The organism is Actinomadura citrea (genome assembly GCF_013409045.1).
GTDB classification, from domain to species: Bacteria; Actinomycetota; Actinomycetes; order Streptosporangiales; family Streptosporangiaceae; genus Spirillospora; species Spirillospora citrea.
On the sequence record NZ_JACCBT010000001.1, the window covers coordinates 1,609,790 to 1,635,619 of the forward strand.

Annotated in this window: 23 protein-coding genes and 1 tRNA gene; 16 read left to right on the forward strand and 8 right to left on the reverse strand. The window is 73.1% G+C overall.

The window, feature by feature from the left end; translation table 11 throughout:
• Positions 1-74: 74 nt before the first annotated feature.
• On the forward strand, positions 75-536 hold the full coding sequence (locus BJ999_RS07830; RefSeq protein ID WP_179832658.1) for a hypothetical protein: 462 nt from the start codon (positions 75-77) through the stop codon (positions 534-536).
• Positions 537-597: 61 nt separating this feature from the next.
• Positions 598-2,361, forward strand: coding sequence for an ABC-F family ATP-binding cassette domain-containing protein (locus BJ999_RS07835; RefSeq protein WP_179832659.1), 1,764 nt, complete (start codon positions 598-600; stop codon positions 2,359-2,361).
• 79 nt (positions 2,362-2,440) lie between these two features.
• Here BJ999_RS07835 and BJ999_RS07840 read toward each other — a convergent pair whose 3' ends face one another.
• The gene (locus BJ999_RS07840) at positions 2,441-2,929 is read right to left on the reverse strand and encodes a MarR family winged helix-turn-helix transcriptional regulator (RefSeq protein WP_179832660.1); all 489 of its coding nucleotides are present in this window, start codon (positions 2,927-2,929) and stop codon (positions 2,441-2,443) included.
• 44 nt (positions 2,930-2,973) lie between these two features.
• A complete protein-coding gene (locus BJ999_RS07845) occupies positions 2,974-3,777 on the reverse strand; it encodes a patatin-like phospholipase family protein (protein ID WP_179832661.1) in 804 nt (267 codons plus the stop codon).
• Positions 3,778-3,891: 114 nt separating this feature from the next.
• On the opposite strand from BJ999_RS07845, the gene BJ999_RS07850 reads away from it, so the two are divergent.
• A complete protein-coding gene (locus BJ999_RS07850; RefSeq protein ID WP_179832662.1) occupies positions 3,892-4,680 on the forward strand; it encodes a trans-aconitate 2-methyltransferase in 789 nt (262 codons plus the stop codon).
• Between the two features lie 173 nt (positions 4,681-4,853).
• Positions 4,854-5,216 carry a VOC family protein gene (locus tag BJ999_RS07855; protein ID WP_179832663.1) on the forward strand — a complete coding sequence of 121 codons (363 nt, stop codon included), beginning with the start codon at positions 4,854-4,856 and terminating at the stop codon, positions 5,214-5,216.
• Here BJ999_RS07855 and BJ999_RS07860 read toward each other — a convergent pair.
• Both BJ999_RS07860 and BJ999_RS07865 read right to left on the reverse strand, forming a co-directional pair.
• Entirely contained in the window at positions 5,208-5,990 is a 783-nt protein-coding gene (locus tag BJ999_RS07860; RefSeq protein ID WP_229810266.1) for a TetR/AcrR family transcriptional regulator, read from the reverse strand. The two genes, BJ999_RS07855 and BJ999_RS07860, sit on opposite strands and share 9 nt — an antisense overlap.
• A 17-nt stretch (positions 5,991-6,007) precedes the next feature.
• Complete coding sequence (locus BJ999_RS07865; RefSeq protein WP_179832664.1) at positions 6,008-6,961, reverse strand: acyl-CoA desaturase; 954 nt, start codon at positions 6,959-6,961, stop codon at positions 6,008-6,010.
• A 329-nt stretch (positions 6,962-7,290) separates the two neighbouring features.
• Between BJ999_RS07865 and BJ999_RS07870 the strand changes: the two genes are divergently transcribed.
• The 12 genes from BJ999_RS07870 to BJ999_RS07925 all read left to right on the forward strand — a co-directional run bounded on the left by BJ999_RS07870 (position 7,291) and on the right by BJ999_RS07925 (position 19,366).
• The gene (locus BJ999_RS07870) at positions 7,291-7,512 is read left to right on the forward strand and encodes a hypothetical protein (RefSeq protein ID WP_179832665.1); all 222 of its coding nucleotides are present in this window, start codon (positions 7,291-7,293) and stop codon (positions 7,510-7,512) included.
• 76 nt (positions 7,513-7,588) lie between these two features.
• Positions 7,589-7,661: transfer RNA gene (locus BJ999_RS07875), tRNA-Gln, on the forward strand.
• A 165-nt stretch (positions 7,662-7,826) separates the two neighbouring features.
• Positions 7,827-9,266, forward strand: coding sequence for a bifunctional UDP-N-acetylglucosamine diphosphorylase/glucosamine-1-phosphate N-acetyltransferase GlmU (gene glmU / locus BJ999_RS07880; protein WP_268247800.1), 1,440 nt, complete (start codon positions 7,827-7,829; stop codon positions 9,264-9,266).
• Positions 9,267-9,461: 195 nt separating this feature from the next.
• The gene (locus BJ999_RS07885) at positions 9,462-10,442 is read left to right on the forward strand and encodes a ribose-phosphate diphosphokinase (RefSeq protein ID WP_141578287.1); all 981 of its coding nucleotides are present in this window, start codon (positions 9,462-9,464) and stop codon (positions 10,440-10,442) included.
• Between the two features lie 287 nt (positions 10,443-10,729).
• Entirely contained in the window at positions 10,730-11,374 is a 645-nt protein-coding gene (locus tag BJ999_RS07890) for a 50S ribosomal protein L25/general stress protein Ctc (RefSeq protein ID WP_179832667.1), read from the forward strand.
• 125 nt (positions 11,375-11,499) lie between these two features.
• Positions 11,500-12,075, forward strand: a complete 576-nt coding sequence (gene pth, locus BJ999_RS07895) for an aminoacyl-tRNA hydrolase (protein WP_179832668.1) — start codon at positions 11,500-11,502, stop codon at positions 12,073-12,075.
• Positions 12,076-12,496: 421 nt separating this feature from the next.
• Positions 12,497-13,972: a sugar transferase gene (locus tag BJ999_RS07900; protein WP_179832669.1), complete on the forward strand. Its 1,476-nt coding sequence runs from the start codon at positions 12,497-12,499 to the stop codon at positions 13,970-13,972.
• Positions 13,973-14,150: 178 nt separating this feature from the next.
• Positions 14,151-15,095 (forward strand): 3'(2'),5'-bisphosphate nucleotidase CysQ, encoded by a 945-nt coding sequence (locus tag BJ999_RS07905; RefSeq protein WP_179832670.1) that lies wholly within the window; start codon positions 14,151-14,153, stop codon positions 15,093-15,095.
• 124 nt (positions 15,096-15,219) lie between these two features.
• A complete protein-coding gene (gene cysD / locus BJ999_RS07910) occupies positions 15,220-16,137 on the forward strand; it encodes a sulfate adenylyltransferase subunit CysD (RefSeq protein WP_179832671.1) in 918 nt (305 codons plus the stop codon).
• A 47-nt stretch (positions 16,138-16,184) separates the two neighbouring features.
• Positions 16,185-17,447: a sulfate adenylyltransferase subunit 1 gene (locus BJ999_RS07915; protein ID WP_179838402.1), complete on the forward strand. Its 1,263-nt coding sequence runs from the start codon at positions 16,185-16,187 to the stop codon at positions 17,445-17,447.
• Between the two features lie 84 nt (positions 17,448-17,531).
• On the forward strand, positions 17,532-18,428 hold the full coding sequence (locus tag BJ999_RS07920) for a glycosyltransferase family 2 protein (protein WP_179832672.1): 897 nt from the start codon (positions 17,532-17,534) through the stop codon (positions 18,426-18,428).
• Between the two features lie 92 nt (positions 18,429-18,520).
• Positions 18,521-19,366, forward strand: coding sequence for a hypothetical protein (locus tag BJ999_RS07925; protein WP_179832673.1), 846 nt, complete (start codon positions 18,521-18,523; stop codon positions 19,364-19,366).
• Between the two features lie 14 nt (positions 19,367-19,380).
• Here the strand turns inward: BJ999_RS07925 and BJ999_RS07930 are convergent, their stop codons facing one another.
• Genes BJ999_RS07930 through BJ999_RS07945 form a run of 4 tightly spaced genes read right to left on the reverse strand, consistent with a single transcriptional unit; the run spans position 19,381 to position 25,783 of the window.
• Positions 19,381-20,709, reverse strand: a complete 1,329-nt coding sequence (locus tag BJ999_RS07930) for an RCC1 domain-containing protein (protein WP_179832674.1) — start codon at positions 20,707-20,709, stop codon at positions 19,381-19,383.
• Positions 20,706-22,025: a ParB N-terminal domain-containing protein gene (locus BJ999_RS07935; protein ID WP_179832675.1), complete on the reverse strand. Its 1,320-nt coding sequence runs from the start codon at positions 22,023-22,025 to the stop codon at positions 20,706-20,708. Before BJ999_RS07935 ends, BJ999_RS07930 begins: the two co-directional genes overlap by 4 nt.
• Positions 22,009-23,667 carry an MATE family efflux transporter gene (locus tag BJ999_RS07940; RefSeq protein ID WP_179832676.1) on the reverse strand — a complete coding sequence of 553 codons (1,659 nt, stop codon included), beginning with the start codon at positions 23,665-23,667 and terminating at the stop codon, positions 22,009-22,011. Before BJ999_RS07940 ends, BJ999_RS07935 begins: the two co-directional genes overlap by 17 nt.
• Complete coding sequence (locus BJ999_RS07945; protein ID WP_179832677.1) at positions 23,654-25,783, reverse strand: tyrosine-protein kinase domain-containing protein; 2,130 nt, start codon at positions 25,781-25,783, stop codon at positions 23,654-23,656. The genes BJ999_RS07940 and BJ999_RS07945 overlap by 14 nt, the downstream gene beginning before the upstream one ends.
• Positions 25,784-25,830: the final 47 nt, after the last annotated feature.

Here is a 25,830-nt window from a genome sequence, read left to right on the forward strand (position 1 = left end):
CGCGGCCGGAACGCGGCCGCCTCGACCAATCGACTCCCCCGAGATCGGCTAACAAGATGGCGAGCGGCCGCGGCATGACATTCCTGCTTCTCCTCGTGATCCTCTTCCTGATCGTCGTCGTCGGCGTCGTGGCCCTGGTGGTGGTCCTCGCCACGAGGTCGTCGAGGTCCGGAGCCTCGGGCGCGGCGTACGGGCCGCCCGGCGCGCCATACCCGCCACAGCAACCCGGCCAGTACGGGCAGCCCGGCCAGTACGGGCAAGCAGGCCAGCCCGGTCAGTACGGGCAGCCCGGCCAGCCGGGGCAGCCCGGCCAGCCGGGGCAGTACGGGCAGCCTGGTCAGCCCGGCCAGTACGGCCAACCCGGCCAGTACGGGCAGCCTGGTCAGCCTGGTCAGCCGGGGCAGTACGGGCAGCCGGGCCAGCCCAGCCAGCCGGATCAGTACGGGCAGCCCGGTCAGCCGGGTCAGCCGGGCCGGCCAGATGAGCCGGATCAGCCGGATCAGCCGGGATCTTCGGGCCTGGTGCCCCCGAACTGATCGTCCGGGCCGGGGCGCGCCGTGCGAGCGGTGCGCGCGGGGCCCTACGCTTGAAGGCGCCGTGAACCTGATCAATCTTGAGAACGTCGCCAAGGCCTACGGGCCCAAGCCGCTGCTCGACGCCGTGTCCCTCGGCCTGGACGAGGGCGACCGCGTCGGCGTCGTCGGCCGCAACGGCGGCGGCAAGAGCACCCTCGTGTCCGTCCTCGCCCGGGAGACCGAACCCGACGACGGGCGCGTGACCCATGCGCGCGGGATCCGGCTCGGCTACCTGACCCAGCGGGACGCGTTCGCCGAGACCGCGACCGTCCGGTCCGTCGTGCTGGGCGACCGCGCCGAGCACGAGTGGGCGGGCGACGTCCGCGTCCGCGAGATCCTCGGCGGCCTGCTCGCCGACCTGGACCTGGACGCGCCGCTGGCCGGCATGTCCGGCGGGGAGCGCCGCCGCGTCGCGCTGGCCCGCCTCCTGGTCCCCGAGTCCGACCTGCTCCTGCTGGACGAGCCCACCAACCACCTCGACATCGAGGCGATCGACTGGCTGGCCCGGCACCTCAGGGGCCGCAAGGTCGCGCTGCTCGTCGTCACCCACGACCGCTGGTTCCTGGACGAGGTGACCGACCGCACGTGGGAGGTCGTCGACGGGCGCGTCGAACGCTACGAGGGCGGCTACTCCGCCTACGTCCTCGCCAAGGCCGAACGCTCCCGGATCGCCGCCGCCACCGAGGCCAAGCGGCAGAACCTGCTCCGCAAGGAACTGGCATGGCTGCGCCGCGGCCCGCAGGCCCGCACGTCCAAGCCCAAGTTCCGGGTGGACGCCGCGCAGGCCCTCATCGCCGACGAGCCGCCGGCGCGCGACGCGGTGGAGCTGACCCGGTTCGCGACCGCGCGGCTCGGCAAGACCGTCTACGACCTCGAGGACGTCAGCGTCCGCCTCGGCGACCGCGACCTGTTCCAGCGCATGACGTGGCGGCTCGGCCCGGGCGACCGGGTCGGTCTCGTCGGCGTCAACGGCAGCGGCAAGAGCACCCTGCTGCGCCTCCTCGACGGCTCCGTCCGGGCGGTCGCGGGAACGGTCGTGCAGGGCAAGACCGTCCAGCTCGCGCACCTGTCGCAGAACCTGGAGGACCTCGACCCGTCCCGGCGCGTCCTGGAATCGGTCGAGGAGATCCGCCGCCGCATCACCGTCGGCAAGCGCGAATGGACCGCGAGCCAGCTCCTCGAACGGCTCGGCTTCGCGGGCGACCGGCAGTGGACGCCCGTCGGCGACCTGTCCGGCGGTGAACGCCGCCGCCTGCAGCTGCTCCGCCTCCTGATGGCCGAACCCAACGTCCTCCTCCTGGACGAGCCCACGAACGACCTCGACATCGAGACCCTCACCGAGGTCGAGGACCTCCTGGACGGCTGGCCCGGGACCCTCGTCGTCGTCAGCCACGACCGGTACTTCCTGGAGCGCATCACCGACCACGTCGTCGCGCTGCTCGGCGACGGTCGCGTGTCGCTGCTGCCCGGCGGCGTCGACGAGTACCTCGAACGCCGCGCGGCCGGAACCGCGCCCAAGCCCGGCGTCGTCCGCGACGAGCCCGCCCCGGCGCCCCCCAAGCCCAAGGCGGGCGGCCAGGACTGGAAGGCCCGCAAGGAGCTCGACCGCCTCGAACGCCGCCTGGAGAAGCTCGCCGGGCAACAGGCCGCCCTCCACGAGCAGCTCGCCGCGCACGCCACCGACTACGCCAAGCTCCAGGAGCTCGACGCCCGGCTCAAGGAGATCCAGGCCGAGGCCGCCGACGTCGAGGAAGAGTGGCTCATGCTCGCCGAGGACCTCGGCTAGCCGTGTCTTGACGTGTCGCCGCGGTCGTCCGGCTCAACGGGCCGTGTTGGCCCTGGGGGCGAAGCGCAACCCCTGGGAGTTACTGGTCGAAGGGGACGAGCAGGGTTCTGAGGAGGTCGGCCAAGGCTTCGCGCTGGTCGGGGGTGAGGCTTTCCAGGATCGCCTGCTCGCGGCCGAGCAGGTCGGCGAAGGCGGCGTCGACGCGGGTCAGGCCCGCGTCGGTGAGGCGGACCTGCACGCCGCGCTTGTCCTGGGGGTCGGGATGCCGCTCGACCAGGCCCGCCGCCGCCAGCCGGTCGATGCGGTTCGTCATCGTGCCGGAGGTCACCAGCGTCGCGTGCAGGAGGCGGCCCGGGCTCAGCCGGTAGGGGGCGCCGGCCCGGCGCAGCGCGGTGAGCACGTCGAACTCCCAGGGCTCCAGGCCGTGGTCGGCGAACACGGCGCGCCGGGCGCGGTCGAGGTGGCGGGCCAGCCGGGAGACGCGGCTGAGGACCTGCAGCGGCCGGACGTCCAGGTCCGGACGCTCGGTGTTCCACGCCTCGACCAGCCTGTCGACCTCATCGCGCATGCCGACACCCTACCTGTCTTGATATCGAGAAAGACGGGGTGCGATCAGCGGCGGGCGGCCAGCGCGGCGGTGATCCGCTCGGCCGCCTCCGGCGCCTGCCGGACCCCCTCCCGGTAGACGGGCGTCCAGCGCGATCGGTCTCCGAGGCTCGGTCCGAACACCTCCAGCGCCCGTCCGTCCGGGACGATCCGGACGTCACCGCCGCCGCGCATGTGGGGCACGGGGTCCACCGCGACGAGCGGCCCGGCCCCCTTCGTCAGCTCCGCTTCCGACCACCCGGCGAACGCGCCGTCCATGTAGCGGCGCCCGCCGATCGGCACCGGCTCGGCGAAGCCGGGTGCGGCGCTGCTCGCCGCCACCGCCAGCGACAGCGGGACGCCGCTCGACCCGTCCCACAGCACCGGCTCGCCCGACACGGCGTCCATCCCGGTGATCAGCAACCGGGCGTCCGGCCACGTGTCCGTGCCGACCAGGTACCGCATGCTCGCGCGGTGGCGGTCCGCGGGCAGCGCGGCCGCGTCCAGGGCCAGCCGCCCGATCCGCCGCCGGGCCTCGTCCGGTTCCAGGCCCGGAGTGCCGCCCACCTCGAACACCCGCACCATCACCGAGTCGTCCGCCGGCGCCGGCGGGCCGCCGCGCGGCGGCAGCTCCTCCAGCGCCGCCAGGTCCCTGCCCGTGGTGATCGCCGCGCCGGCGATGGCGCCCGCCGACGTCCCGACGACCAGGCCCGCACCCGCCGGGTCCACGCCCGCCTCGCGCAGCCCCGCCGCCAGGCCGATCAGCCACGCCGTCCCGACCGGCCCGCCGGGGCCGAGCGCCAGCGCCCATCCGCTCTTGTCGTCCGTCATGCCGGGGAGCCTAGGAGCGCCGCGCGCGGCGGCGCATCCGTCAGGCGACCGGTCGCCGTGACACGCGCCCAAGATTCTTGACATCAAGATATGCGCGGGGCATGATGTTTCTTGATGTCGAGACAAACCGCGGCCGTGTGGGACCCCGCGCAGTACGGGGTCTTCGGCGACGAGCGCGCCAGGCCCTTCACCGAACTCGCCGGACGGCTCGGCGGCGCCCCGCCCGCGCGCGTCGCCGACCTCGGCTGCGGGAGCGGCGAGCTCACCGCCACCCTCGCCGCCCGCTGGCCGGACGCCGTCATCGACGCCTTCGACAGCTCGCCGGAGATGATCGCGGTGGCCCGCGCGCACGAGATCCCGGGACGGCTCGCCTTCCGCGTCGCCGACGTCGCCGCCTGGGAGCCCGAGCGGCCCCTCGACCTCGTGATCTCCAACGCCGTCCTGCAGTGGGTCCCCGAACACCTCGACCTGCTGCCCCGATGGGTCGGCGCCCTCGCCCCGGGCGGGCGCCTCGCCTTCCAGGTCCCCGGCAACTTCGACGCGCCCAGCCACGTCCTGCTCCGCGAGATGGGCCGCTCCGAGAGGTGGCGCGGCCGGCTCGCCCACCTGCAGCGCGACGCCCCCGTCCTCGACGCCGCCGGATACGTCGACCTCCTGGCCCGCCTCGGATGCGCCGTCGACGCCTGGGAGACCACCTACGCGCAGATCCTCCACGGCGAGGACCCCGTCCTCGAATGGGTCAAGGGCAGCGCGCTGCGCCCCGTCCTCACCGCCCTCCCGCCCGCCGAGGCGGACGAGTTCCTCGCCGAGTACCGGGAGAGGCTCAGGCGCGCCTACCCCGCGGCCCCCTACGGCACCGTGTTCCCCTTCCGGAGGATCTTCGTGATCGCCACACCCCCCTAGACGGGATGCCGCCCGCCCGCCCGAGGGAAGCGACTCGTTCCCCTGCGGTGTGCCATCTCCGGCGGATGGGCGGCGTCCGCGAAACCCGGCTCGCGACCCGAGACCGGTGACCCCTGCCGGCGGCCTCCCGGACGAACTCCGGGAGGCCGCCGGTGTCATGTCGGGAGGCGACCATGATCACCGGTGTCCACCACGTCCAGCTGGCCGTCCCGCCCGGCAGCGAGGACCGGCTCCGCGCCTTCTACGGCGGCGTCCTCGGCCTCGAGGAGATCCCCAAGCCGCCCGAACTCGCCAAGCGCGGGGGAGCCTGGTTCCGCGGCCCGGGCGTCGAACTCCACCTCGGCGTCGAGCCCGGCTTCCGGCCTGCCCGCAAAGCGCACCCGGGCCTGCTCGTCGACGACCTCGACGCCCTCGCGGCGCGCCTGCGGGCCGCGGGCCACGACGTCAGGCCGGACGAGCTGTTCCCCGGCCACCACCGCTTCTACGCCGACGACCCCGTGGGAAACCGGCTGGAGTTCCTGCGGCCCTCAGGCTGACGGGTCGACGATCTCCTCGAAGTCGCGCCGTCCCCGGCGCTGGGCCTTCTCCGCCTTCGCCGCCGCCTTCTCCTCGGCCCGCCCGGCCTTGGCGGCCGCCTTCTCCGCGCGCTTCTCCTGCCGCTCCATCTCCTTGCGGCGGCGGCGCGGATCCAGCGACGGCCTCGGCTCCAGCCCGGACAGGCCGTTCCACGCCAGGTTCACGATGTGCGCGGCCACGTCCTCCCGATGCGGTTTGCGGACGTCCAGCCACCACTGGCCCGTGAGCGCCACCATGCCGACCAGGCTCTGCGCGTACAGCGGCGCGAACTTGTCGTCGTACCCGTGCCGGTCGAACTCCTGCGCCAGGATGTGCTCCACCTCGCCGGCGATCTCGCTCAGCAGGCTGGCGTAGCTGCCCTGGCCCGTCCCGCCGTGCGAGTCGCGGACGAGGATGCGGAACCCGTCCGGGTGCTCCTCGATGTACTCCAGCAGCGCCAGCGCCGCCTTCTCCAGCTTGCTCCGGTAGTGGACCGCCGAGTTCAGCGAGTCGGTGACGAGACTCAGCAGCCGCTCGAACTCCCGGTCGACGACGACCGCGTAGAGCCCCTCCTTGCCGCCGAAGTGCTCGTACACCACCGGCTTGGACACGCCGGCCGCCGACGCGATCTCCTCCACCGAGGTGCCGTCCAGCCCGCGCTCGGCGAACAGCGTCCGGCCGATGTCGAGGAGCTGCTCACGGCGTTCCTTGCCGGTCATCCGCTTTCTGCGGGTCCGGGGAGCGGGATCTGTCACGGAATCAATTGTGGCGGTCAAACCGCCTGCTTCGTGCGCTTGGCGGCCAGCCTGTCAGGGTTCGGCCACCGGACGTCATGGGCCAGGCGCATCTTCTCGAACGCCCAGATGATGCGCGCGCTGATGTCGATCTGCCCCTTCAGCACGCCGTGCCGCGCGCAGGTCGGGTCCGAGTGGTGCAGGTTGTGCCACGACTCGCCCAGCGACGGGATCGCCAGCCACCACACGTTGCGCGACTTGTCCCGGACCTCGAACTCCTCCTTGCCGAAGGTGTGGCAGATCGAGTTGATGGACCACGTCACGTGGTGCACCAGGGTGATCCGGACGAACCCGGCCCAGAACAGCGCCGTGAGGAAACCCGTCCACGACATGGTGACCAGGCCGCCGATCACGGCCGGGAGCAGGAAGGACACCGCGACCAGACCGGGGAAGGCCAGGTGGATGCGCCTGATGTCGCGGTCGTTCAGCAGGTCCTTGGCGAACCGCTGCTTGGAGGTCCGGTTGGCGTCGAACAGCCAGCCGTAGTGCGCCCAGGCCAGCCCCTTGCCCAGCGCCTTCCAGTCGTCGCCGAACCGCCACGGCGAGTGCGGGTCGAACTCCTTGTCCGAGTGCTTGTGGTGCCGCCGGTGGTCGGCCACCCACGTGATGACCGGCCCCTCGATGGCCAGGCTCCCGGCCAGCGCCATGAAGATCTTCAGGCCGCGCGTGGCCTTGAAGGACCCGTGGGTGAAGTACCGGTGGTAGCCGACCGTGATGCCCCCCGCGGACACCAGGTAGAAGACCGCCGTGAGCACGACGTCCGTCCAGCCGAGGAAGCGGCCCCAGGCCAGCGGGACGGCGGCGAACAGTGCCAGGAAGGGCAGCGCGGTGAACGTGGCGACCAGCGCCCGCTCCGCGTTGCCCCGTTGCTGGGGCGCGAGTTCGGGACGTCGCTGCGGGCGGGGTGGATCCATGGCCGGAGCTGTCGTCATGCGTCATCACTTCCCGTGACTCGAGGCAGCCTTACCTACGTCAACGTAACCTACGAGACCGTAGGTTGTGCAGAGCCGAACAGTAAACTCAGCGGGAAACTGCCCCTTCGGTCACATAACTCTCGTGTGGACTGGGGGCCAGGCGGCCGCCCGCCGCATCTGCGCGGAGACCGCCGCGCCGCCCGACCGGGCCCTGGCCGACCGACACGCAGTTGGCTTGCTCGGTACCGCGCGATCTAAACCGATCCGGACAAAACGACCATGCTCTTAGCATCGCTTTCGGTAATCAATCAACTGCGGAGAGTCAAAGTCTCCGCTATGCTTCTCCCATGGGTGGACCGATGCCGGGCGAGATCCGAGACAAGCTCAAGCCCGGGGAGTCCCGGGGTCGCCTGCAGATCACTGTGAGCAAGGGCGCGGACCTGTACCGACGCGTCGAGGGATGGGCCTACGGTGCCGTGCTCGGCGGTGAGGTCGCGGAGGCCCGGCTGGTCAGCCGTTCCGACGAGGTCCTCAGCAAGATCCTCGGTGACCGCGGCAGGCGAAGGTAAGTAGGTGTGGGCCGCGAGCCCACACCGGTATCGTGGGCCTCGCAGGCGCCCCCGCGTTAGCGAAGAGTCCTGCCGATCCGCCGTAGCGTAATTGGAAACGCAGCTGGTTTTGGTCCAGAAGACTCCAGGTTCGAGCCCTGGCGGCGGAGCTGTCGGAAATGCCGTCTGGTTTGCCGGGGGCGGGCGGTGGGGTGACAGGAGCGGGGTGGGCGGTATCCTGCCCGTGTCGGGTTCGCCCCGGCCTGCCGTGTGATGATGTCGCAGGTGGGCGGGCCCGCGACCGATCCCCGTCCGCGATGCCGAGGAGCCTCCTTGTGAGTGCTGCGAGCCGCCCGGCCGCCGTCATCGTCCTCGCCGCGGGCGAGGGCACCCGGATGAAGTCCCGTACCTCGAAGGTGCTGCACGAGCTGTGCGGGCGCAGCATGCTCGGCCACGTGCTGGCCGCCGCCCGCGAACTGGAGCCCGAGCGGCTCGTCGTGGTCGTCGGGCACCGGCGCGAGCAGGTCGTCGGGCACCTCGCCGAGCACGCCCCGGACGCCGAGGCCGCCGTGCAGGAGCGGCAGGGCGGAACGGGCCACGCCGTGCGGATGGCGCTGGAGCAGACCGGCGCGCTGGAGGGGACGGTCGTCGTGACGAACGGCGACCACCCGCTGCTGCGGGGCGAGACGCTGCGGGCGCTGGTCCAGGCGCACGAGGACGAGGGCAACGCCGTCACCGTGCTGACGACCGAGATGCCGGACGCGACCGGCTACGGGCGGATGATCCGGGCGGCCGACGGCAGCGCCGAGGCGATCGTCGAGCACAAGGACGCCACCGGGGACCAGCGCGCCATCAACGAGATCAACGTCGGGATGTACGCGTTCGACGGCGCGCTCCTGGCGGACGCGCTGAAGCGGGTGACGACCGACAACGCGGGCGGCGAGGAGTACCTCACCGACGTGGTGGCGATCCTGCGCGGCGACGGTCACCGGGCGGGCGCGCACCTGGCCGCCGACTGGGTGGAGACGCAGGGCGTCAACGACAAGGTCCAGCTCTCCCAGGCGCGCAGGCAGCTGAACGACCGGATCCTCGAGGCGCACATGCGGGCCGGGGTCACCGTCATCGACCCGGCGTCGACCTGGATCGACGTGCAGGTGACCGCCGAACCGGACGCGGAGATCCACCCGGGGACGCAGCTGCACGGCAGGACGCACCTGGGCGAGGGCGCGCGGATCGGTCCCGGCTGCACGCTCACCGACACGACGGTCGGCGCCGGCGCGTCGGTGACCAACGCGGTGTGCGTCGGGGCGGAGATCGGGCCGGAGGCCTCGGTCGGGCCCTACGCCTACCTGCGGCCCGGCACGAGGCTCGCGCCCAGGGCCAAGGTCGGGACCTACGTCGAGACCAAGAACGCCGACATCGGCGAGGGCACCAAGGTGCCGCATCTGACCTACGTCGGCGACGCCGAGATCGGCGCCGGCTCGAACATCGGCGCGAGTTCGGTGTTCGTCAACTACGACGGTGTGGAGAAGCACCGCAGCGTCATCGGGTCGCATGTGAAGGTCGGCAGCGACAACATGATCGTCGCGCCGGTGACGATCGGGGACGGCGCCTACACCGCGGCCGGCTCGGTGATCATCCAGGACGTCCCGCCGGGGGCGATGGCGGTCGCGCGAGGGCGGCAGCGCAACATCGAGGGCTGGGTCGAGCGGAAGCGGCCGGGGACGCCGGCGGCCGAGGCGGCCCGGAGGGCCGGCGAGGAGAGCGCGTCTTAGCGCGCCCGATGAGGACTGCCCCGCCTCAGGGCGGGGAGGTGGAGGACGACGGCGTCTTCCAGGACAACACAGAGCCGCCCGACCGGAGAGCGGCTCGACGACAAGACGACCCGCGCGCCGGATCTTTGGTGCGCGGGAGGTGGGGACGACAACCCACATGCAGGGCACGGTTCCATTGAGGGGGAGTTGTCAGAGGTGAGTGGGATAAAAACGAGCGGTCAGAAGAAGCTGATGCTCTTCACCGGCCGAGCCCACCCTGACCTGGCCAGGGAAGTAGCCGACAACCTCCAGGTCGAGCTGACGCCGACGTCCGCCTACGATTTCGCCAACGGCGAGACGTTCGTGCGGTTCCTGGAGTCGGTCCGCGGCTCCGACGCCTTCGTGGTCCAGAGTCACACGGCTCCCATCAATCAATGGATCATGGAGCAGCTGATCATGGTGGACGCGCTGAAGCGCGCGTCGGCCAAGCGGATCACGGTGGTGGCGCCGTTCTTCGGCTACGCCCGGCAGGACAAGAAGCACCGCGGCCGCGAGCCGATCTCGGCACGGCTGATGGCCGACCTGTTCAAGACGGCGGGCGCCGACCGGCTGATCACCGTCGACCTGCACACGGCGCAGATCCAGGGCTTCTTCGACGGCCCGGTGGACCACCTGTTCGCGCTGGACCTGCTGGCCCGGCACTTCGAGAGCCGGCTGGACACCTCCCAGGTCACCGTGGTCGCGCCGGACGCGGGCCGGGTGCGGGTCACCGAGCGGTGGAGCGACCGGCTGGGCGGCGTCCCGATGGCGATCATCCACAAGAAGCGCGACCCGGACGTGGCCAACGAGGTCAAGGTGTTCGACGTGGTCGGCGAGGTCGCCGGCCGCACCTGCGTCGTGGTGGACGACATGATCGACACCGGCGGGACGATCGTGAAGGCGGCGGACGCGCTGTTCGACCAGGGCGCGACGAAGGTCGTCGTCGCGGCGACGCACGGCGTGCTGTCGGGTCCGGCGGTGGACCGGCTGAAGAACTCCCGGATCTCCGAGGTGGTGCTGACCAACACGCTGCCGATCCCGGAGGAGAAGCAGTTCGACAAGCTCACGGTGCTGTCGATCGCGCCGCTGGTCGCGCGTGCGATCAACGAGGTGTTCTCCGACGGCTCGGTCACGAGCCTCTTCGGCGGCCACAGCTGAACCTCCACGTCGGGCACGGCGCGCCGCGTGCCGGCGGCCGTGGCCGGGGCCATGGCGTCGGCAGGGCCTTGGCGTTGGGCGTTGCCGTATTGGGCTAGACTTGTGCAACCGCGTATGCCCTGGGACGTTCAAGTGCGGTGCCCGCGCAGGGGCCGCACTCCCCGGGGAACGCAAACGAATCTTTGAGCGCGCCCGCCCTTCGACGGCGCGCGAGGAACGCAACGCATCGTCCGTAGCGGACGTCCGATGGCGGACGGCCGTGGAAGCAACAACGAGGAGTTTTCGCCGTGTCCGAGGTACGCATTGCCGCCGAGCCGCGCACCGAGTTCGGTAAGGGTGCCGCGCGGCGCACCCGCCGGGCCGGCAAGGTGCCCGCCGTCCTCTACGGTCACGGCACCGACCCGCAGCACATCGCGCTGCCGGGCCACGACCTGATGCTGGCCCTGAAGACGCCGAACGTGCTGCTGACCATCGAGGGCCTCTCCGACGGCGCCTCGCTGGCGCTGCCGAAGGACGTCCAGCGCGACCCGGTCAAGGGGTTCCTGGAGCACGTCGACCTGCTGCTGGTGAAGCGCGGCGAGAAGGTCGTCGTGGACCTGCCGGTCAACCTGGTCGGCGACGTCGTCGCGGGCGGCGTCATCCAGCAGGAGCTGGTCCAGGTGTCGGTCGAGGCGGAGGCGACGCACATCCCCGAGGCCGTGGACCTGTCCATCGAGGGCCTGAAGGTCGGGACGCAGGTGCTGGCCGGCGACCTGAAGCTGCCGTCGGGCGTCACGCTGCAGGTCGACGCGGAGGCCCTCGTCCTGCAGATCGCCGACGCGACCGCGTCGGCCGGCGCGACCGAGACCGAGGCGGAGGCCGCCGAGGCGGCCGAGGCCGCCGCGGCCGAGGCAGAGGCCCCCGAGGGTGAGGGCGAGGCCGCCGCCGAGTGACGGCGGTGCCGCCGGGGCCCGGCGGCACGGCGCGGGGTCGCGCCGGACGGCGGGCCGCAGGTACTTCCACGGCCCCCGCGGGTGCGCGCACCGGCGGGGGCCGTGCTCGCGTGTGAGGAGTGCGGGTGGACGCGGATCTCTGGCTCGTGGTGGGGCTGGGCAACCCGGGGCCGTCGTATGCGAAGAACCGGCACAACGCGGGGTTCATGGTGCTGGACGTCCTCGCGGCGCGCGCCGGGGGCAGGTTCAAGTCGCACCGGGCGCGGGCGGACGTGCTTGAGGGCCGGCTGGCCGGAGCGCGGGCGGTGCTGGCGAAGCCGCGCTCGTTCATGAACGAGTCGGGCGGCCCGGTGAAGGGGCTGCGGGACTTCTACAAGGTGCCGGTGGAGCGGGTGGTCGTCGTCCACGACGAGCTGGACATCCCCTTCGGGGCGGTGCGGCTGAAGCAGGGCGGCGGTGACAACGGCCACAACGGGCTGCGGTCCATCACCAGGTCGCTGGGCGCGAAGGAGTATCCGCGCGTGCGGTTCGGGGTGGGACGGCCTCCGGGGCGGATGGACGCGGCGGCGTTCGTTCTGAAGGACTTCTCCGCGGCGGAGCGCAAGGAGCTCGACTTCGTCGTGGACCGGGCGGCGGACGCGGTCGAGGCGCTGCTGGTGGACGGGCTGGCCGCGGCGCAGAACGCCTTCCACGCGGACTGACCGGATCCGCCGCGTGAAGGGCGGGAAGGACCGTTCGCATCGCCGCGCGGAAGAGGGCCGAACCGAGTGCGACCTGGTTTTCGGCCCCGTGATTGCGTCGCTGTCGGATGGCTACCGGCGTGGGACGAGAAGTCGCTCACACGGGGTGACCGGTCGCCTGCGGTCGGGTGACCGGATCCGGCCTCGCGACCGGCGGGCAACCGTGATCAAGGCCGAGTGGCGTCTCTTTCGTGTGCGCTCGGGGTGGTTCGGGTGCATTGTCCAACTGATAGCCGCGTTCCGTCCGTGACCACGGCAAAGCGAACGTAAGATGCAGGCCGATCGAGGTTCAGGTTCAATGTGAACCTCGGGCGACGTTCAGCCGTCTTCGGTGTGAATCGCGCTGACGGGGCGCGCGTTACACAGGATTGGTGAGTGGTTTATGGCCGTCGTTGACAAGGTTCAGGCCGAGTCATCGATCCGCCATGAGCACGAGCGCGCGGCATCGCAGAACTGGAGCCGGACCTACCGGCGGCTCGCGCGGGCCCTCGACTTCGCCAGCATGCTGATGGCCGGAGTGATCGCCTTCGTGCTCAGGTTCCCGGGCGTCCCGACGGAGCTCGACGCGCCGTACGTGGTGCTGACCGTGGCACTGCCGGTGGTGTGGCTCCCGGCGCTGGCGCTGTGCCGCGCGTACCAGCCGCGGTACGTGGGCGTCGGGTACGAGGAGTTCCACCGGGTCCTGCGCGCGGGATTCATCCTGATGGCGGTGCTCGCGATCGGGGCGTACGCCACCAAGACCGACGTCGCGCGCGGCTACGTGGTGATGGCGCTGCCCCTCGGGACGTTCCTGGCGCTGCTGGCGCGGTACCGGCTGCGCAAGTGGCTGCACAAGAAGCGGTGGCACGGCGAGTGCATGCGGCGGGTGGTCGCGGTGGGGCACCGGACGTCGGTGTCCGACCTGATCCGGCTGCTGCAGAAGAAGCGGTACCACGGGATGGACATCGTGGCCGTGTGCCTGCCCCCGGCGCTGGCGTCGGGCGAGGACGCGGTCGCCGAGGTGGAGGGCGTCCCGGTGCTGGGCGACTTCGGCCAGGCGGCGGCGGTCGCCGACCGGATCGGCGCCGACTCGGTGGCCGTGCTGGCGTGCCCGGAGATGGACGGGGTGGCGCTGCGCCGGCTGGCGTGGCAGATCGAGCGCAACGACGTCGAGCTGGTGGTGGCGCCCGCGCTGATGGACGTGACCGGGCCGCGGATCTCGATCCGCCCGGTGTCGGGCCTGCCGCTGCTGCACGTGGAGCACCCGGAGCTGGACGGCGGCCGCAAGATCCTCAAGGGCCTGGTCGACCGGGTGGCGGCGCTCGCCGGGATCGTGGTGCTGAGCCCGCTGCTGCTGCTGATCGCCGTCCTGATCAAGATGTCCGGTGAGGGCCCGGTGCTGTTCCGGCAGACGCGCGTCGGGCGCGGGGGCCGGGAGTTCACGGTGCTGAAGTTCCGCACGATGGTCGCCGACGCCGAGGCGCGCCGGCTGGAGCTGCTGGCCGCCAACGACAACGACGGGGTGCTGTTCAAGATCCGGCAGGACCCGCGGGTGACGCGGGTGGGGCGCCGGCTGCGCCGGTACTCGCTGGACGAGCTGCCGCAGCTGTTCAACGTGCTGCGCGGCGAGATGTCGCTGGTGGGGCCGCGCCCGCCGCTGCCGGACGAGGTCGCCCAGTACGGCGGGGACGTCTACCGCCGGCTGGTGGTCAAGCCGGGCCTGACCGGGCTGTGGCAGGTGAGCGGCCGCTCGGACCTGTCGTGGGAGGAGTCGGTCCGCCTCGACCTGCGGTACGTGGACAACTGGACCCTCGCCCTGGACCTTCAGATCATGTGGAAGACCTGGTCGGCCGTCGTCCGCGGCTCCGGCGCGTACTGAGCGGCGGCCGCGGCGCGGGACGGGACCTCGGCGGGAACACGACACGGCGCTGCCCGCGACACGGCGCCGGCGGGACACTGGCGGACGAGCCGCTGAGCGGGACCTCGTCCCGTGGCCCGTGCGCGACGCATGAGAAAGTAGACCGAGCAGACCAGTCGAGTCGGGAATGTGATCTCAGATGACCGAGGCAGGGGCGGCAGACGATCATTCGCTCGCGGCCGAGCTCGCCGGGACGGCGGGCCGGCTGCTGCTGGGCGTGCGGGCCGAGACGGGCTTCGCGGACGCGAGGGCCCTGAAGGACACCGGCGACCTGCGGGCGCATGAGTACCTGATGGCGGCGCTGGCCGAGCGCTGTCCCGGTGACGCCGTCCTGTCCGAGGAGGGGCGGTCCTCGGTCGCCGGGAAGCGGTCCAAGGGCGACGACCGCGCACCGACCCGCAACACCGCCGACGCGGAGCGGCTCACGGCCTCCCGCGTGTGGATCGTGGACCCCCTGGACGGCACCCGCGAGTTCTCCGAGGAGGGCCGCCGCGACTGGGCCGTGCACGTGGCGCTGTGGGAACGGGACGCGTCCGGGACCGGGCGCCTGGCGGCCGGCGCCGTCGCGCTGCCGGCGCAGGGCCTGACGCTCCGCACGGACGCGGTGGGCGGCGCCGCGCTCGTCCGGACGGACCTCACCGATCCCGACCCCGTCACCGCCGGGCACGGGCCCGCCGGGGCGCCGCCGCCCCGCGAGGTGCCGCTGCACGTCCCGGCGCCGGACGCGGGAAAGCTGCGCATCGCCGTGAGCCGCACGCGGCCGCCGGAGTTCGTCCGGCGGCTGGCGGAGGCGATCGAGCCGGAGGTGGAGCTGGTGCCGATCGGGTCGGCGGGGGCGAAGATCTCCGCGGTGCTGCTCGGCGAGGTGGACGCCTACGTGCACGCGGGCGGCCAGTTCGAGTGGGACTCGGCGGCTCCGGCTGCCGTCGCGCTCGGCGCCGGGGCGCACGCGTCCCGGGTCGACGGGGCGCCGCTGCGCTACAACCGTGAGGACCCCCGGCTCCCGGATATCCTGGTGTGCCATCCCATGTCGGCGTCAACGCTGCTGTCCGGCATCCGGGAAGTGAGCGGCGCGCTGCCCTGACCAGTCCGTCCCCACCGCGGGACTGAACCGGCGCGGGCCGGCGTTTCGACCCGGTGGGAAGGCATGCGCCCATCTCCGTGCCACCGGTTGCCTCTGCCAAACAGTGTGGAAAGAGCCCCAGACCATGCAGCGTTGCGATTACCTACTGTCCCAGCTGGACATCCTCGAAGCCGAGTCGATCCATATCTTCCGGGAGGTGGCGGCCGAGTTCGAACGGCCGGTGCTGCTGTTCTCCGGCGGCAAGGACAGCATCGTCATGCTGCGCCTGGCCCAGAAGGCGTTCTGGCCCGCCCCGATCCCCTTCCCGGTCATGCACGTCGACACCGGCCACAACTTCCCGGAGGTGATCGAGTTCCGGGACCGCCGGGTCGCCGATCTCGGCGTCCGGCTGATCGTGGCGTCGGTGCAGGACGCGATCGACAGCGGCCGGGTGGTGGAGCAGAAGGGCCGCCGCGCGTCCCGGAACCGGCTGCAGATCACCCCGCTGCTGGACGCCATCGAGGAGCACCAGTTCGACGCGGCGTTCGGCGGTGCGCGCCGGGACGAGGAGAAGGCCCGCGCCAAGGAGCGGGTGGTCTCCTTCCGGGACGAGTTCGGGCAGTGGGACCCCAAGAACCAGCGCCCCGAGCTGTGGAACCTGTTCAACACCAAGATCGTGCAGGGTGAGCACGTCCGGGTGTTCCCGCTGTCGAACTGGACCGAGCTCGACATCTGGGACTACGTGCGGCGCGAGGACCTCGAACTCCCGCCGATCTACTTCGCGCACACCCGGCAGGTGTTCGAGCGCGACGGGCTGCTGCTGGACGCCGAGACGGGCTTTGCGAACCGCGGCGACGACGAGCCCGAGTTCGCGGCGACCGTCCGGTACCGGACGGTCGGCGACGCGTCCTGCACGGGCGCGGTGAAGTCGAACGCGATGTCGCTCGACGAGGTGATCGAGGAGATCGCGGCGACGCGGATCACCGAGCGCGGCCAGACCCGCGCCGACGACCGCACGAGCGAGGCCGCGATGGAGGACCGCAAGAAGGAGGGCTACTTCTGATGGCCAGCGCGAACGACCGGCTCGCCGAGACCCGGCCGGCCAAGCAGATGGACCTCCTGCGGTTCGCCACCGCCGGCAGCGTCGACGACGGCAAGTCCACGCTGATCGGCCGGCTGCTGTTCGACTCCAAGTCGATCTTCGAGGACCAGCTGGAGTCGGTCGAGAAGACCAGCGCCGACCGCGGCGAGGAGTACACGAACCTGGCGCTGCTGACCGACGGCCTGCGGGCCGAGCGGGAGCAGGGCATCACGATCGACGTGGCGTACCGGTACTTCGCGACGCCGCGCCGCAAGTTCATCATCGCCGACACGCCGGGGCACATCCAGTACACCCGGAACATGGTGACCGGCGCCTCCACCGCCGACCTGGCGATCATCCTCGTGGACGCCCGGAAGGGCATCCTGGAGCAGTCGCGCCGGCACGCGTTCCTCACCACGCTCCTGCAGGTCCCGCACCTGGTCGTGGCGATCAACAAGATGGACCTGGTCGACTACGACCGCGGCGTGTACGAGCGGATCGTGGACGAGTTCACGTCGTTCGCCTCCAAGCTGGAGGTCACGGACCTGACGTTCATCCCGATCTCGGCGCTGCACGGCGACAACGTCGTCGAGCGCAGCGTGAACATGCCGTGGTACGAGGGCTCGTCGCTGCTGCACCACCTGGAGCACGTCCACATCGCGTCGGACCGCAACCTGATCGACGTGCGGTTCCCGGTGCAGTACGTGGTCCGCCCGCACGCGTCCACGGACCCCGACCTGCACGACTACCGCGGCTACGCGGGCCAGGTCGCGGGCGGCGTGCTGAAGCCGGGCGACGAGGTGGTGCACCTGCCGTCCGGGCTGACCACGACGATCACCCACATCGACGGGCCGGGCGGGCCGGTCGCGGAGGCGTTCGCGCCGATGTCGGTGACGCTGCGCCTCGCCGACGACATCGACATCTCCCGCGGCGACATGATCGCCCGTCCGAACAACCGGCCCGAGGTCGCGCAGGACATCGACGCGATGGTCTGCTGGATGACCCCGGACCGCGCCCTCAGCCCGCGCTCGAAGCTGGTCATCAAGCACACGACCCGCACCGCGAAGGCGATGGTGAAGCAGCTGCACTACCGGCTGGACGTCAACACCCTGCACCGCGACGAACAGGCGGACTCCCTCGGCCTGAACGAGATCGGCCGCATCTCGCTGCGGGTGACCCAGCCGCTGTTCGTCGACGACTACGGTCGCAACCGCCTCACCGGCGGCTTCATCCTGATCGACGAGGCCACCAACAACACCGTCGCCGCCGGCATGATCACCGGCGCGCGCTGACCCGGCGCCGCGGGGCCCGCCGGCCCCGCGGCGGTCGCCGGTCCGCGTCCCCTCCCGACCCCCCAACGACAAGGCAGGCCCTGGATGCCCCCCTCCGTCGGAGTCGTGCTCCCCACGCACAACCGGCCGGAACTGCTGCGCCGCGCGTTGGAGTCGGTGCTGGCCCAGGAGTACGAGGGCGAGGTGCGCGCGGTCGTCGTCTTCGACCGGGCCGAGCCCGACCCGTCCCTGGCGGGGGACCGCGTCGAGGTGATCCGCAACACCCGGGCACCGGGCCTCGCGGGCGCCCGCAACTCCGGGGTCCTCGCCCTCGGCACCGATCTGGTCGCGTTCTGCGACGACGACGACCTGTGGCTGCCCGGCAAGCTCGCCGCGCAGGTGAAGGCACTGGAAGGCGAGCCGGACGCCGTGCTGTGCAGCTCCGGGATCCTGATCGACTTCGACGGGCGGGAACTGCCCCGGCTGGCCGGGACGGAACGGGTGACCTACGACGCCCTGATCCGCGACCGGATGATGAGCGTCCACTCCTCCACCTACGTGGCGCGCCGCGAACCGCTCGTCGAGATCGGCATGGTGGACGAGACGATCCCCGGCAGCCAGGGCGAGGACTGGGATCTCGCGCTCCGCGCCGCCCGCCGCCACCCGGTGGTGAACGTGGACGAGCCGTACGTCCGGGTCCTGTGGGGGCTGACGTCCTACTACGCGCAGGCGTGGGAGACGAAGGTCGCCGCGCTGGAGTGGTTCCTGGAGCACTACCCGGAGATCGGCAGGGAACCGGGCGCGGCCGGGCGCGTCTACGGGCAGCTCGCCTTCGGCTGCGCGACCGTGGGCCGCCGGAGGGACGCGCTGCGCTGGTCGGCGCGCGCCCTCAAGGCGAACCCGGCCGAGCGCCGCGTCCCGTTCGCGCTGGCCGTGGCGTCCGGGGTCGTGTCCGGCAAGCGCGTCCTGCTGGCCCTGCACACCCGGGGCCGCGGCATCTGACGGACCGATGCCGATTCCTAGGCTTTGACCACCTTTCCCCAAGTCGCGCCGGTAATGTCGATGGCCATCCCAGCGTTGAAGGAGCCTCTTCCGTGAACCACTTCTCCCGCCGCATCGTCGCGTCCGGGACGCTGGCGCTGGCCTTCGTGCCGGCGTTCGGAATGACCGCGACGCCCGCCTTCGCGGGCGTCGACCTCGACGCGGTCGCCGAGGGCATCGGCGAGAGCGGTTACTACGTCGACTCCCACGCGAAGTACTACCAGTCGGACGGCGCGCAGGAGCTGCTCCGCACGGCGCAGGGCCGGTCCGTCGCGGTCTTCATCGCGATCCTGCCGCCTGGAAACGACCCCGGACAGGTCCTCAGCCAGCTGCCGGGCTTGATGAAGCGCAAGGGCACCTACGCGGTGCTGGCCGGCGACCAGCTCCGGGTGTCCTCCACGGCGCTGCCGGGCGCCCGGGTGAAGTCCATCTACGACGGGGCCGTGAAGGGCAGCAAGGGCAAGCCCGACCTGGCGCTGCTGCGCTTCGTGCAGACGCTCCCGGAGTCGAAGTACGCGCCGCCGAAGACCGGCAAGCCGGGCAACAACGGCAAACCCGCACCGGAGGCGTCGGTCAAGCAGCAGGAGGAGCGGACGCTCGCCCAGTCGCAGCCGACCGAGCGCGCCACCGGGGCCGAGGTCCGGGAGGACGACGGCTCGGCCATGCCTTACCTGCTCGGTGGCGGTGGCGCGGTGGTCGTGGCGGCCGCCGGGGCCGGGTTCCTGCTGTGGCGCCGCCGCTCCGCGACTCCGGCGCCCGCCGGCGGGACCGGAGCCTCGGCGCCCGGCGCCGCCGCGGCACCGCCGCCCGCACCCGGGGCCCAGCCTCCCGGGGCCCAGCCTCCCGCGGGCGGGCCCGAGCCCGGCGACGCCAGGCCGGAGCCGCCCCGGAATCCCTGAGGACTCCGGGCGGGCTACGGCCCCTCGGACCTCGCCAGCACGATCAGGTGGCGTTCGCCGACGCCCACCGACAGGGCGTCGGCCGCCACCTTTCCCTCGGCCGTCAGCGCCGTGCCGGGACGGCTGCGGGGCGCCCTCCTCCCGGAGCCGAGCTGGCCGCTGCCGCCCGCGCCCCAGGTCAGCAGCGTCCCGTCGGTCAGGATCGCCGCGCCGTAGGCCTCCCCGGCGAACACCCGGGTGGCGCCGCGCAGCTTCGGCGCGCTGCGCCCGACGACGGTGACCGGGGCGGGCCGCGGCTTCACCGTGCCGTCCCCGAGCTGGCCGGCGGTGTTGTTGCCCCAGGCGACGATGGTGCCGTCCCCGCGGAGCGCGTAGTTGTGCTTCTCCGCGGAGGCGACCGCGGCGACGCCGTCGAGGACGCCCTTGCCGCCCACACCCGAGACGAGGGCGGGCGTGAGCCGGTCCCGGCGCGTCCCGTCGCCGAGCTGGCCGAGCTCGTTGCGGCCCCACGACGCGACCCGCCCGTCCCGCAGCAGCGCCAGGCCGTGCTGGCCGCCGATCGCGATGCGGACGACGCCGTCCAGCCGCGCGGCCCCGTCCAGGCCGCGCACCGGCACGGGCAGGGCCCGGTCCTCGCGGGTGCCGTCGCCGACCATGCCGCCCGCGTTGGCGCCCCACGCGAGCACCTGCCCGTCGGCGCGCAGCACCAGCTCGGTGTGCCCGTCCGCGGCGATCGCCGTCACGCCGCTGAGCGCCCCGCGCCCGTCCGGCGCCCGCACGGTCGTGGGGACGGGAGGAGCGGTGCGCTCGCCGGTGCCGCGCTGCCCGGACGATCCCTCGCCCCAGGTCACGACGGTGCCGTCGCGGCGCAGCGCCATGGAGAAGTCGTTGTTGGCGGCCACCGCGACGGCGTCGTCCAGCCGGCCGGGCCGCCCGTCCGGTGCGCGGACGCGGACGGGCGCGCCGCTGTCGCGGGTGGTGCCGTCGCCGAGCTGGCCGTCGTCGTTGGCGCCCCACGCGACGACCTGCCCGCCGTCGAGAACGGCCAGCGAGTGGCGGCCGCCCCCGGCGACGGCGACGGCACGGTCGAGCCGTCCCCGGCCGCCGACGCCGGTGACGGGGGCGAGCCGGGGATCGGCGGCCGCCCCCGGCCGGCCGAGCTGCCCGCTCCCGTTGAACCCGCTCGTCCACACGGTGCCGCTCCGCGCGCCCGCCGAGCCCGCGGCGGGCGGCGGGGAGACCCGGGGCACGCTCGCGGGCGCGGCCGTCCCGCCGCACGCCGCCGCCGCGAGGAGCACCGGGAGGGCGATGAGCGCGGCGAGCGGGCGGCGCGGCGGGGTCACGCCGCGCGGACGCAGGCGAACAGGTGCCTGCTGTAGTTGTCCTCGTAGGGCGGCCGGGCGTCCTCGTCGGGACCGAGGTCGACGATCTCGTCGAAGCCGGTGTTCTCCCGCAGGAACTCCGCGACGCGGGCGGGGTCCCAGCCGCGCAGCGAGTCGGCGAACCACGCCTCGTTGTCCTGGCCGGTGTCGAAGAACAGCACCCGGCCGGTGGCGCGGTCCAGCAGCCGGATCAGCTCCTCGGCGCTCACCGAGCCGCGGCCGAGGACGAAGTGGTGCAGGAGGCTGAAGCAGGACACCACGTCCCAGCGGCCGGCGTCGTGCCCGCCGAGGAACTCGACGCAGTCTCCGGTGGAGACGGCGCCGTCCGGGAGCCCGTAGACGGCCCGGCCGAGCGGGACGGCCAGCGGATCGCGCTCGATGCCCTCGGCGTCGAAGCCGCGCTCGGCCATCTTCGCGACGAACCATCCGTAGCAGCTCGCGACGTCCAGGTAGCGGCCCCCGGAGAGGCCGCGCTCGCCGAGGAACGCGTCCATCTTCGCGAGCCGGTCGGTGCACTGCCGGACGGTCGTCCAGCCGGACCTCAGCTCGGGCGCCTCGATCGGCTGGTAGAGCTCGTGGGTGCCGTCGAGCCAGCTCATCTTCAGCAGGAGGTCCTGCAGGGGGGTGGTGACGGGCAGCCATTTGGCGACGACGTTGGCGCCGTCGGCGCCGCTCATCGCGGCGATGGCGAGCCGGTGGTGCCCGTCGAGGATCTGGTACTGGTCGGAGCCGCGGACGGGGGCGACGAGCACCGGGTCCTGCGGCCCGCTCTGCTGCGGGCGGGGCGCCGCGCCGGGCGCGTCCTCGCCGCGGTACCGCGCGACGAAGGCGCGGGCGGCCGCGAGGACGCCGGCCTCGTCGGTGCCGCCGAAGTAGCTGCCGCCCGCCTCGATGCAGCGCAGCCCGAGCCTGCCGTAGGCGCTGGAGAGGATCTCGGCGTCGGTCAGTTCCGGGCGGTCGTCGGCGAGCCGGAGCAGCCCGACGTGCGGGCCGTCCAGGAACGGGGTCGAGGGCCACAGCAGGTCGCCGGCGCGGTCGGCGAACTCGCGGGCCGTCCAGCCGCCCTGCGCGCCGACGAGCAGCTGGTCGAACCGGACCGGCACCTTCCACGGGCGCCGCAGCACGGCGGTGGACACCGCGACGCGCGCCGCGGCCGGGATCGGCAGCGAGCGCCCGGCGTCGACCAGCCGCCCGTACACCGGGCCGCTCGGGGCGAGCCCGCTCTTGCGAAGCACCGCGCGGGACTTACGGCGCACTTGGTCAATTCCCGTGGGCATGCATGCTCCTGGCAGATGTCGTTTCGGTGGCGGGCGAGGCGGCGGTGCCCGCGAGTGCGGTGCGGCCGCGTCTCCCCGGCAGCAGGGAGGCGAAGGCGGTGAGGGACAGCCGCTCGCGGCCGGCCCAGAGGAGGGCGAGGTACAGCATCGCGCCCGGGATCAGCCCTCCGGCGAGGGCGGCCTCGCCGGAGCCGGCGGCCAGCCGGACCGCGAGCGGCACCGCCGCGAAGCTGACCAGCGCCGAACCGCCCGCCCAGAACAGCCCCGCGCTCGCCGGGGTCATGTCGAGGATCCGGCGGACCTGGACCAGGGCCAGCAGCGTCCGCACGAGCAGCCCGCAGGCCCGCGCCACCGCCGCCCCGGCGATCCCGAACGGCGGGATCAGCAGCACGTTCAGCACCAGGTTCACCCCGAGCGCGGCGCTCTGGTTGACCAGGCTGAGCCCGCTGCGCCCCGCCATCAGCAGCATCACGTCGCGGGCGCCGGTCGCGGTCGCCACCAGCATCGCCATCGCCAGGACGACCGTGACGACCTCGCCGGACCCGCGGTAGCCGGCGCCGAAGGAGCCGACGTACACCGGCGCGCCGACCGCGATCGACAGGTGCACCGGCCAGGCGAGCGCGAGGTTCCAGGACGCGCACACCGCGAACACCCGCTGCGCGCCCGCGCGGTCGGCGAGCGCCATCAGCCGGCTCACCGCGGGCTGCATGACGTTCTGCACGGCCTGGGTGACGAGCTGGCTGATCACGATGAACCGGGTCGCGGCGGTGTAGATCGCCGCCTCGCGGGGCGAGCTGAGCGCCGCGACGAGCACGATGTCGGCGCGCTGGAACGCCGTCTGGCAGATCTGCGCGAAGGCGCGCGGCGCGGTGAAGCGCCAGAAGTCGCCGGCCAGGGGGCGCCAGCCGGACGGGGCCTCGGCCTCCGCGGTCACCGGAGCCTCGGCGCGGCTGCGGCGGCTGATCTTCAGGTACCAGAGCAGGGCGACGACCAGGCACGGCAGGTACGGTGCCGCCCACGCCAGTGCGAGCCACACCGCGTCGTCGGTCAGCAGCGCCGCCACGACGACCCCGGCGACCTGGAGCGTCTGCCTCAGGATCTTGTCGACGAGGACGGTCGGCCGCATCGAGCCGTGGCCGCGGGTGGCCGCGAGCAACGCGTCGTGGGCCCCGGCGAGGGGCAGGAACAGCGCCAGCACCCGGACCATGTCCACGGCCTGGCCGGGGTCGTCGGCGCCGATGTGGCCCGCCGTCCACGGCGCGGTGAGGGCCAGCACGAGGCCTGCGGCCAGCGCGGTCACCGCGACCGGGACGAGCGCCACCGGCACCGTCCGCCGCGCCGCGCCGCGGTCGCCGAGCGCCAGGTGGCGGGGCAGCCAGCGCAGCAGGCCCGCGTCCGTGCCGAGGCCCGACACGGCCTGCAGGATGATGAACAGCGACGTCGCCGCGAAGAAGGTGCCCGCGATCCGCTGCGAGTACAGGTGCGCGACCAGGAAGACGAGCGCGAGGCCCTGGACGCCCGCGACGGCGGCGCCGACGAGGTTCAGGGCGCCGCCCCTGGCCAGCCTGTTCAGGTTCGGGCCGCCCGGCCCGGACGGCTTGGGTTCGTCCGCCGCGGTCTCGCCGGATTCAGGGGCCGGCATGCCGGCCGGCCTTGTGCGTCTTCTTGCCGTAGCGGGGGGCGACGTCCGGCGCCGGGTCCTTCGGCGCCGCCGGGGGCGTGCCGTCCGCGCCGTCCTCCGGCAGATCCGGCGGCATGAACTTGGAGATGTCCTCCTGCGTCCGCGTCGCGGCCGACTCCAGCGCCTCGTCGGCCTCCGCGTCGGCGGGCTCGGCGGGCTCGGCGTCGGAGGGCGCCGCCGGGCGCGGGCGCACCGCTCCCGTGCCCTGGGTGACCTCCGTGGGGGAGACGGGCCTCGGGGCGACGGGCTTGCCCGGCCCGGACGGGGGGTCGAGCGCGGGCGGGAGGGGACGGCGCCGCGGCTCCGGCTGCGGTGCGCCGCGCCGCCCGGACGGCGCCGGCCGCGCCTCGCCCGTCCGGGGCGGCGGCTGCTTGACCTGCGGCAGCGCCTGCGTGACCAGGGACGGGGAGTCGGCCGGGTTCTCGTCGGGCTCGTCCTTCGGGACGCCTGGCTGGTCCTCGGCCCAAGCGAGGGGGGGCTCCGGCGCGCGGCGTTTGCCGCCGCGGGTCTCCGGGAGGTGGGGCTCGGCGGGGCCCCGGACGTCGCCGCCCTGCGGCGGGCGGGACTGGCGGGCGGCGGCGGGGGCCTGCCGCGCCGCGCGCCCTCCGCGCGGCTCCGGCGGCTCCAGGAGGGCGCCGAGCACGGTGACGCCGGCGCGCTCGGCCTCCACGTACGCCTGCCGCAGTTCCTCACGGGTCGTGACGCCCTGGTTGATCACGAGCACGACCGCGTCCACGAACGTGCACAGGGCCTGCGCGTCCGCGTCGTGCAGGCTCGCCGCGTTCACGATGAGGTACTCGCTGCGGCGGCGCAGCACCTTCACGGTCTCGCGCATCCGCGGGCCGCTGAACCGGTGGGCGGCCTCGCGGGCGCGGGGCCCGCGCGGCAGCAGCCGCAGCTGCGAGTCGGTGTGGATCAGCAGGGTCGCCGGGTCCGTGCCGCTGAGCAGGGTGTCCGACAGCCCCTTGCCGCCGGGGCGCGCGCCGAACAGGGTGCTGATGTCGGCGTCCTCGGTGGTCGCGTCGATCATGATGGTCTTCGCGCCGGCGAAGGCGAGCGAGACCGCGAGGTTGGCGCTGGCCATGCGGGCGCCGCCGCCCGGGGTGGCATTGCTGATCAGCAGCGCCACCGGGGTCTGCGGCGCGGTCGCCACGACCGCGGCGCGCAGCCGCCGGTACGCCTCGCCGACCGGGCTCTTGGGCGCGCTGACCAGGGCCAGCGTGTCGCCGGACGGGCCGCCCGCCGGGATGGTGGACAGCGTCCGGACGCCGAGTCCCTCGATCGTCTCGGCGTTGCGCAGCCGCTGGTTGAGCCGCTCCCGCAGCAGCATGATCACGAAACCGGCGACCAGCCCGAGCAGCAGGCCGCCCGCGCCGTACATCGCGGGCCGGACGATGCCGGGCCCGGCCGGCGCGTCCGCCGGGGTGATCACCTGGCCGGGGTCGAGGGGTGTGCTGGCGATGTCGTTGGACTGCTCGTCGATGACGCCGAGCTGGTTGGTGTAGGCGGTGACGCGCTGCTGGAGGGTGGAGCGCCGGGAGCCGGAGGAGGCGGCCAGCTCGTTGTTCGCCCGCTGCAGCAGGCGCTCGACCCTGGCCGACTGCGCCTTCAGCTTGGCGAGCTGGTTGTTCACCACGCCCTGCGCGCGCTGCGTGCGGTACTCCAGGTAGGCGTCGGCGAAGGCCTGCGCGCCCGCGCGGGCGTTGCCGGAGCTGCCGGCGGTGTAGGTCAGGTTGAGCACCTGGGTGTTGGGCGGGACCGAGACCCCGATGTCGCCCTCCGCCTCGTGCCCGAGCTTCTTCTGGACGATCTTGGCGACGCTGTCGGTGGCGACCAGCTGCGCCTCCGTCTGCAGGTTCACCAGGTCGTCGCCGCGGCCCTCCGGCGAGTACGGGTTGCCTTCCAGCGGGCTGACCAGTACCGTCGCGGTCGCCTTGAACGGCGGCGGCACGGCCATCTCCAGGACGACGCCGGCCGCGGTGCCGAGCACGGCGAGGCCGATCAGCGCCCCCAGATAGCGCCGGACCAGGGCGAGCAGCTGCCCTCCCTGGGCGTCGGCCGTCCGGTCAGCTCCCACGACGATCCCCCTCATCGATCAGAATCGTTCTTGGCGGAGTGTTCATC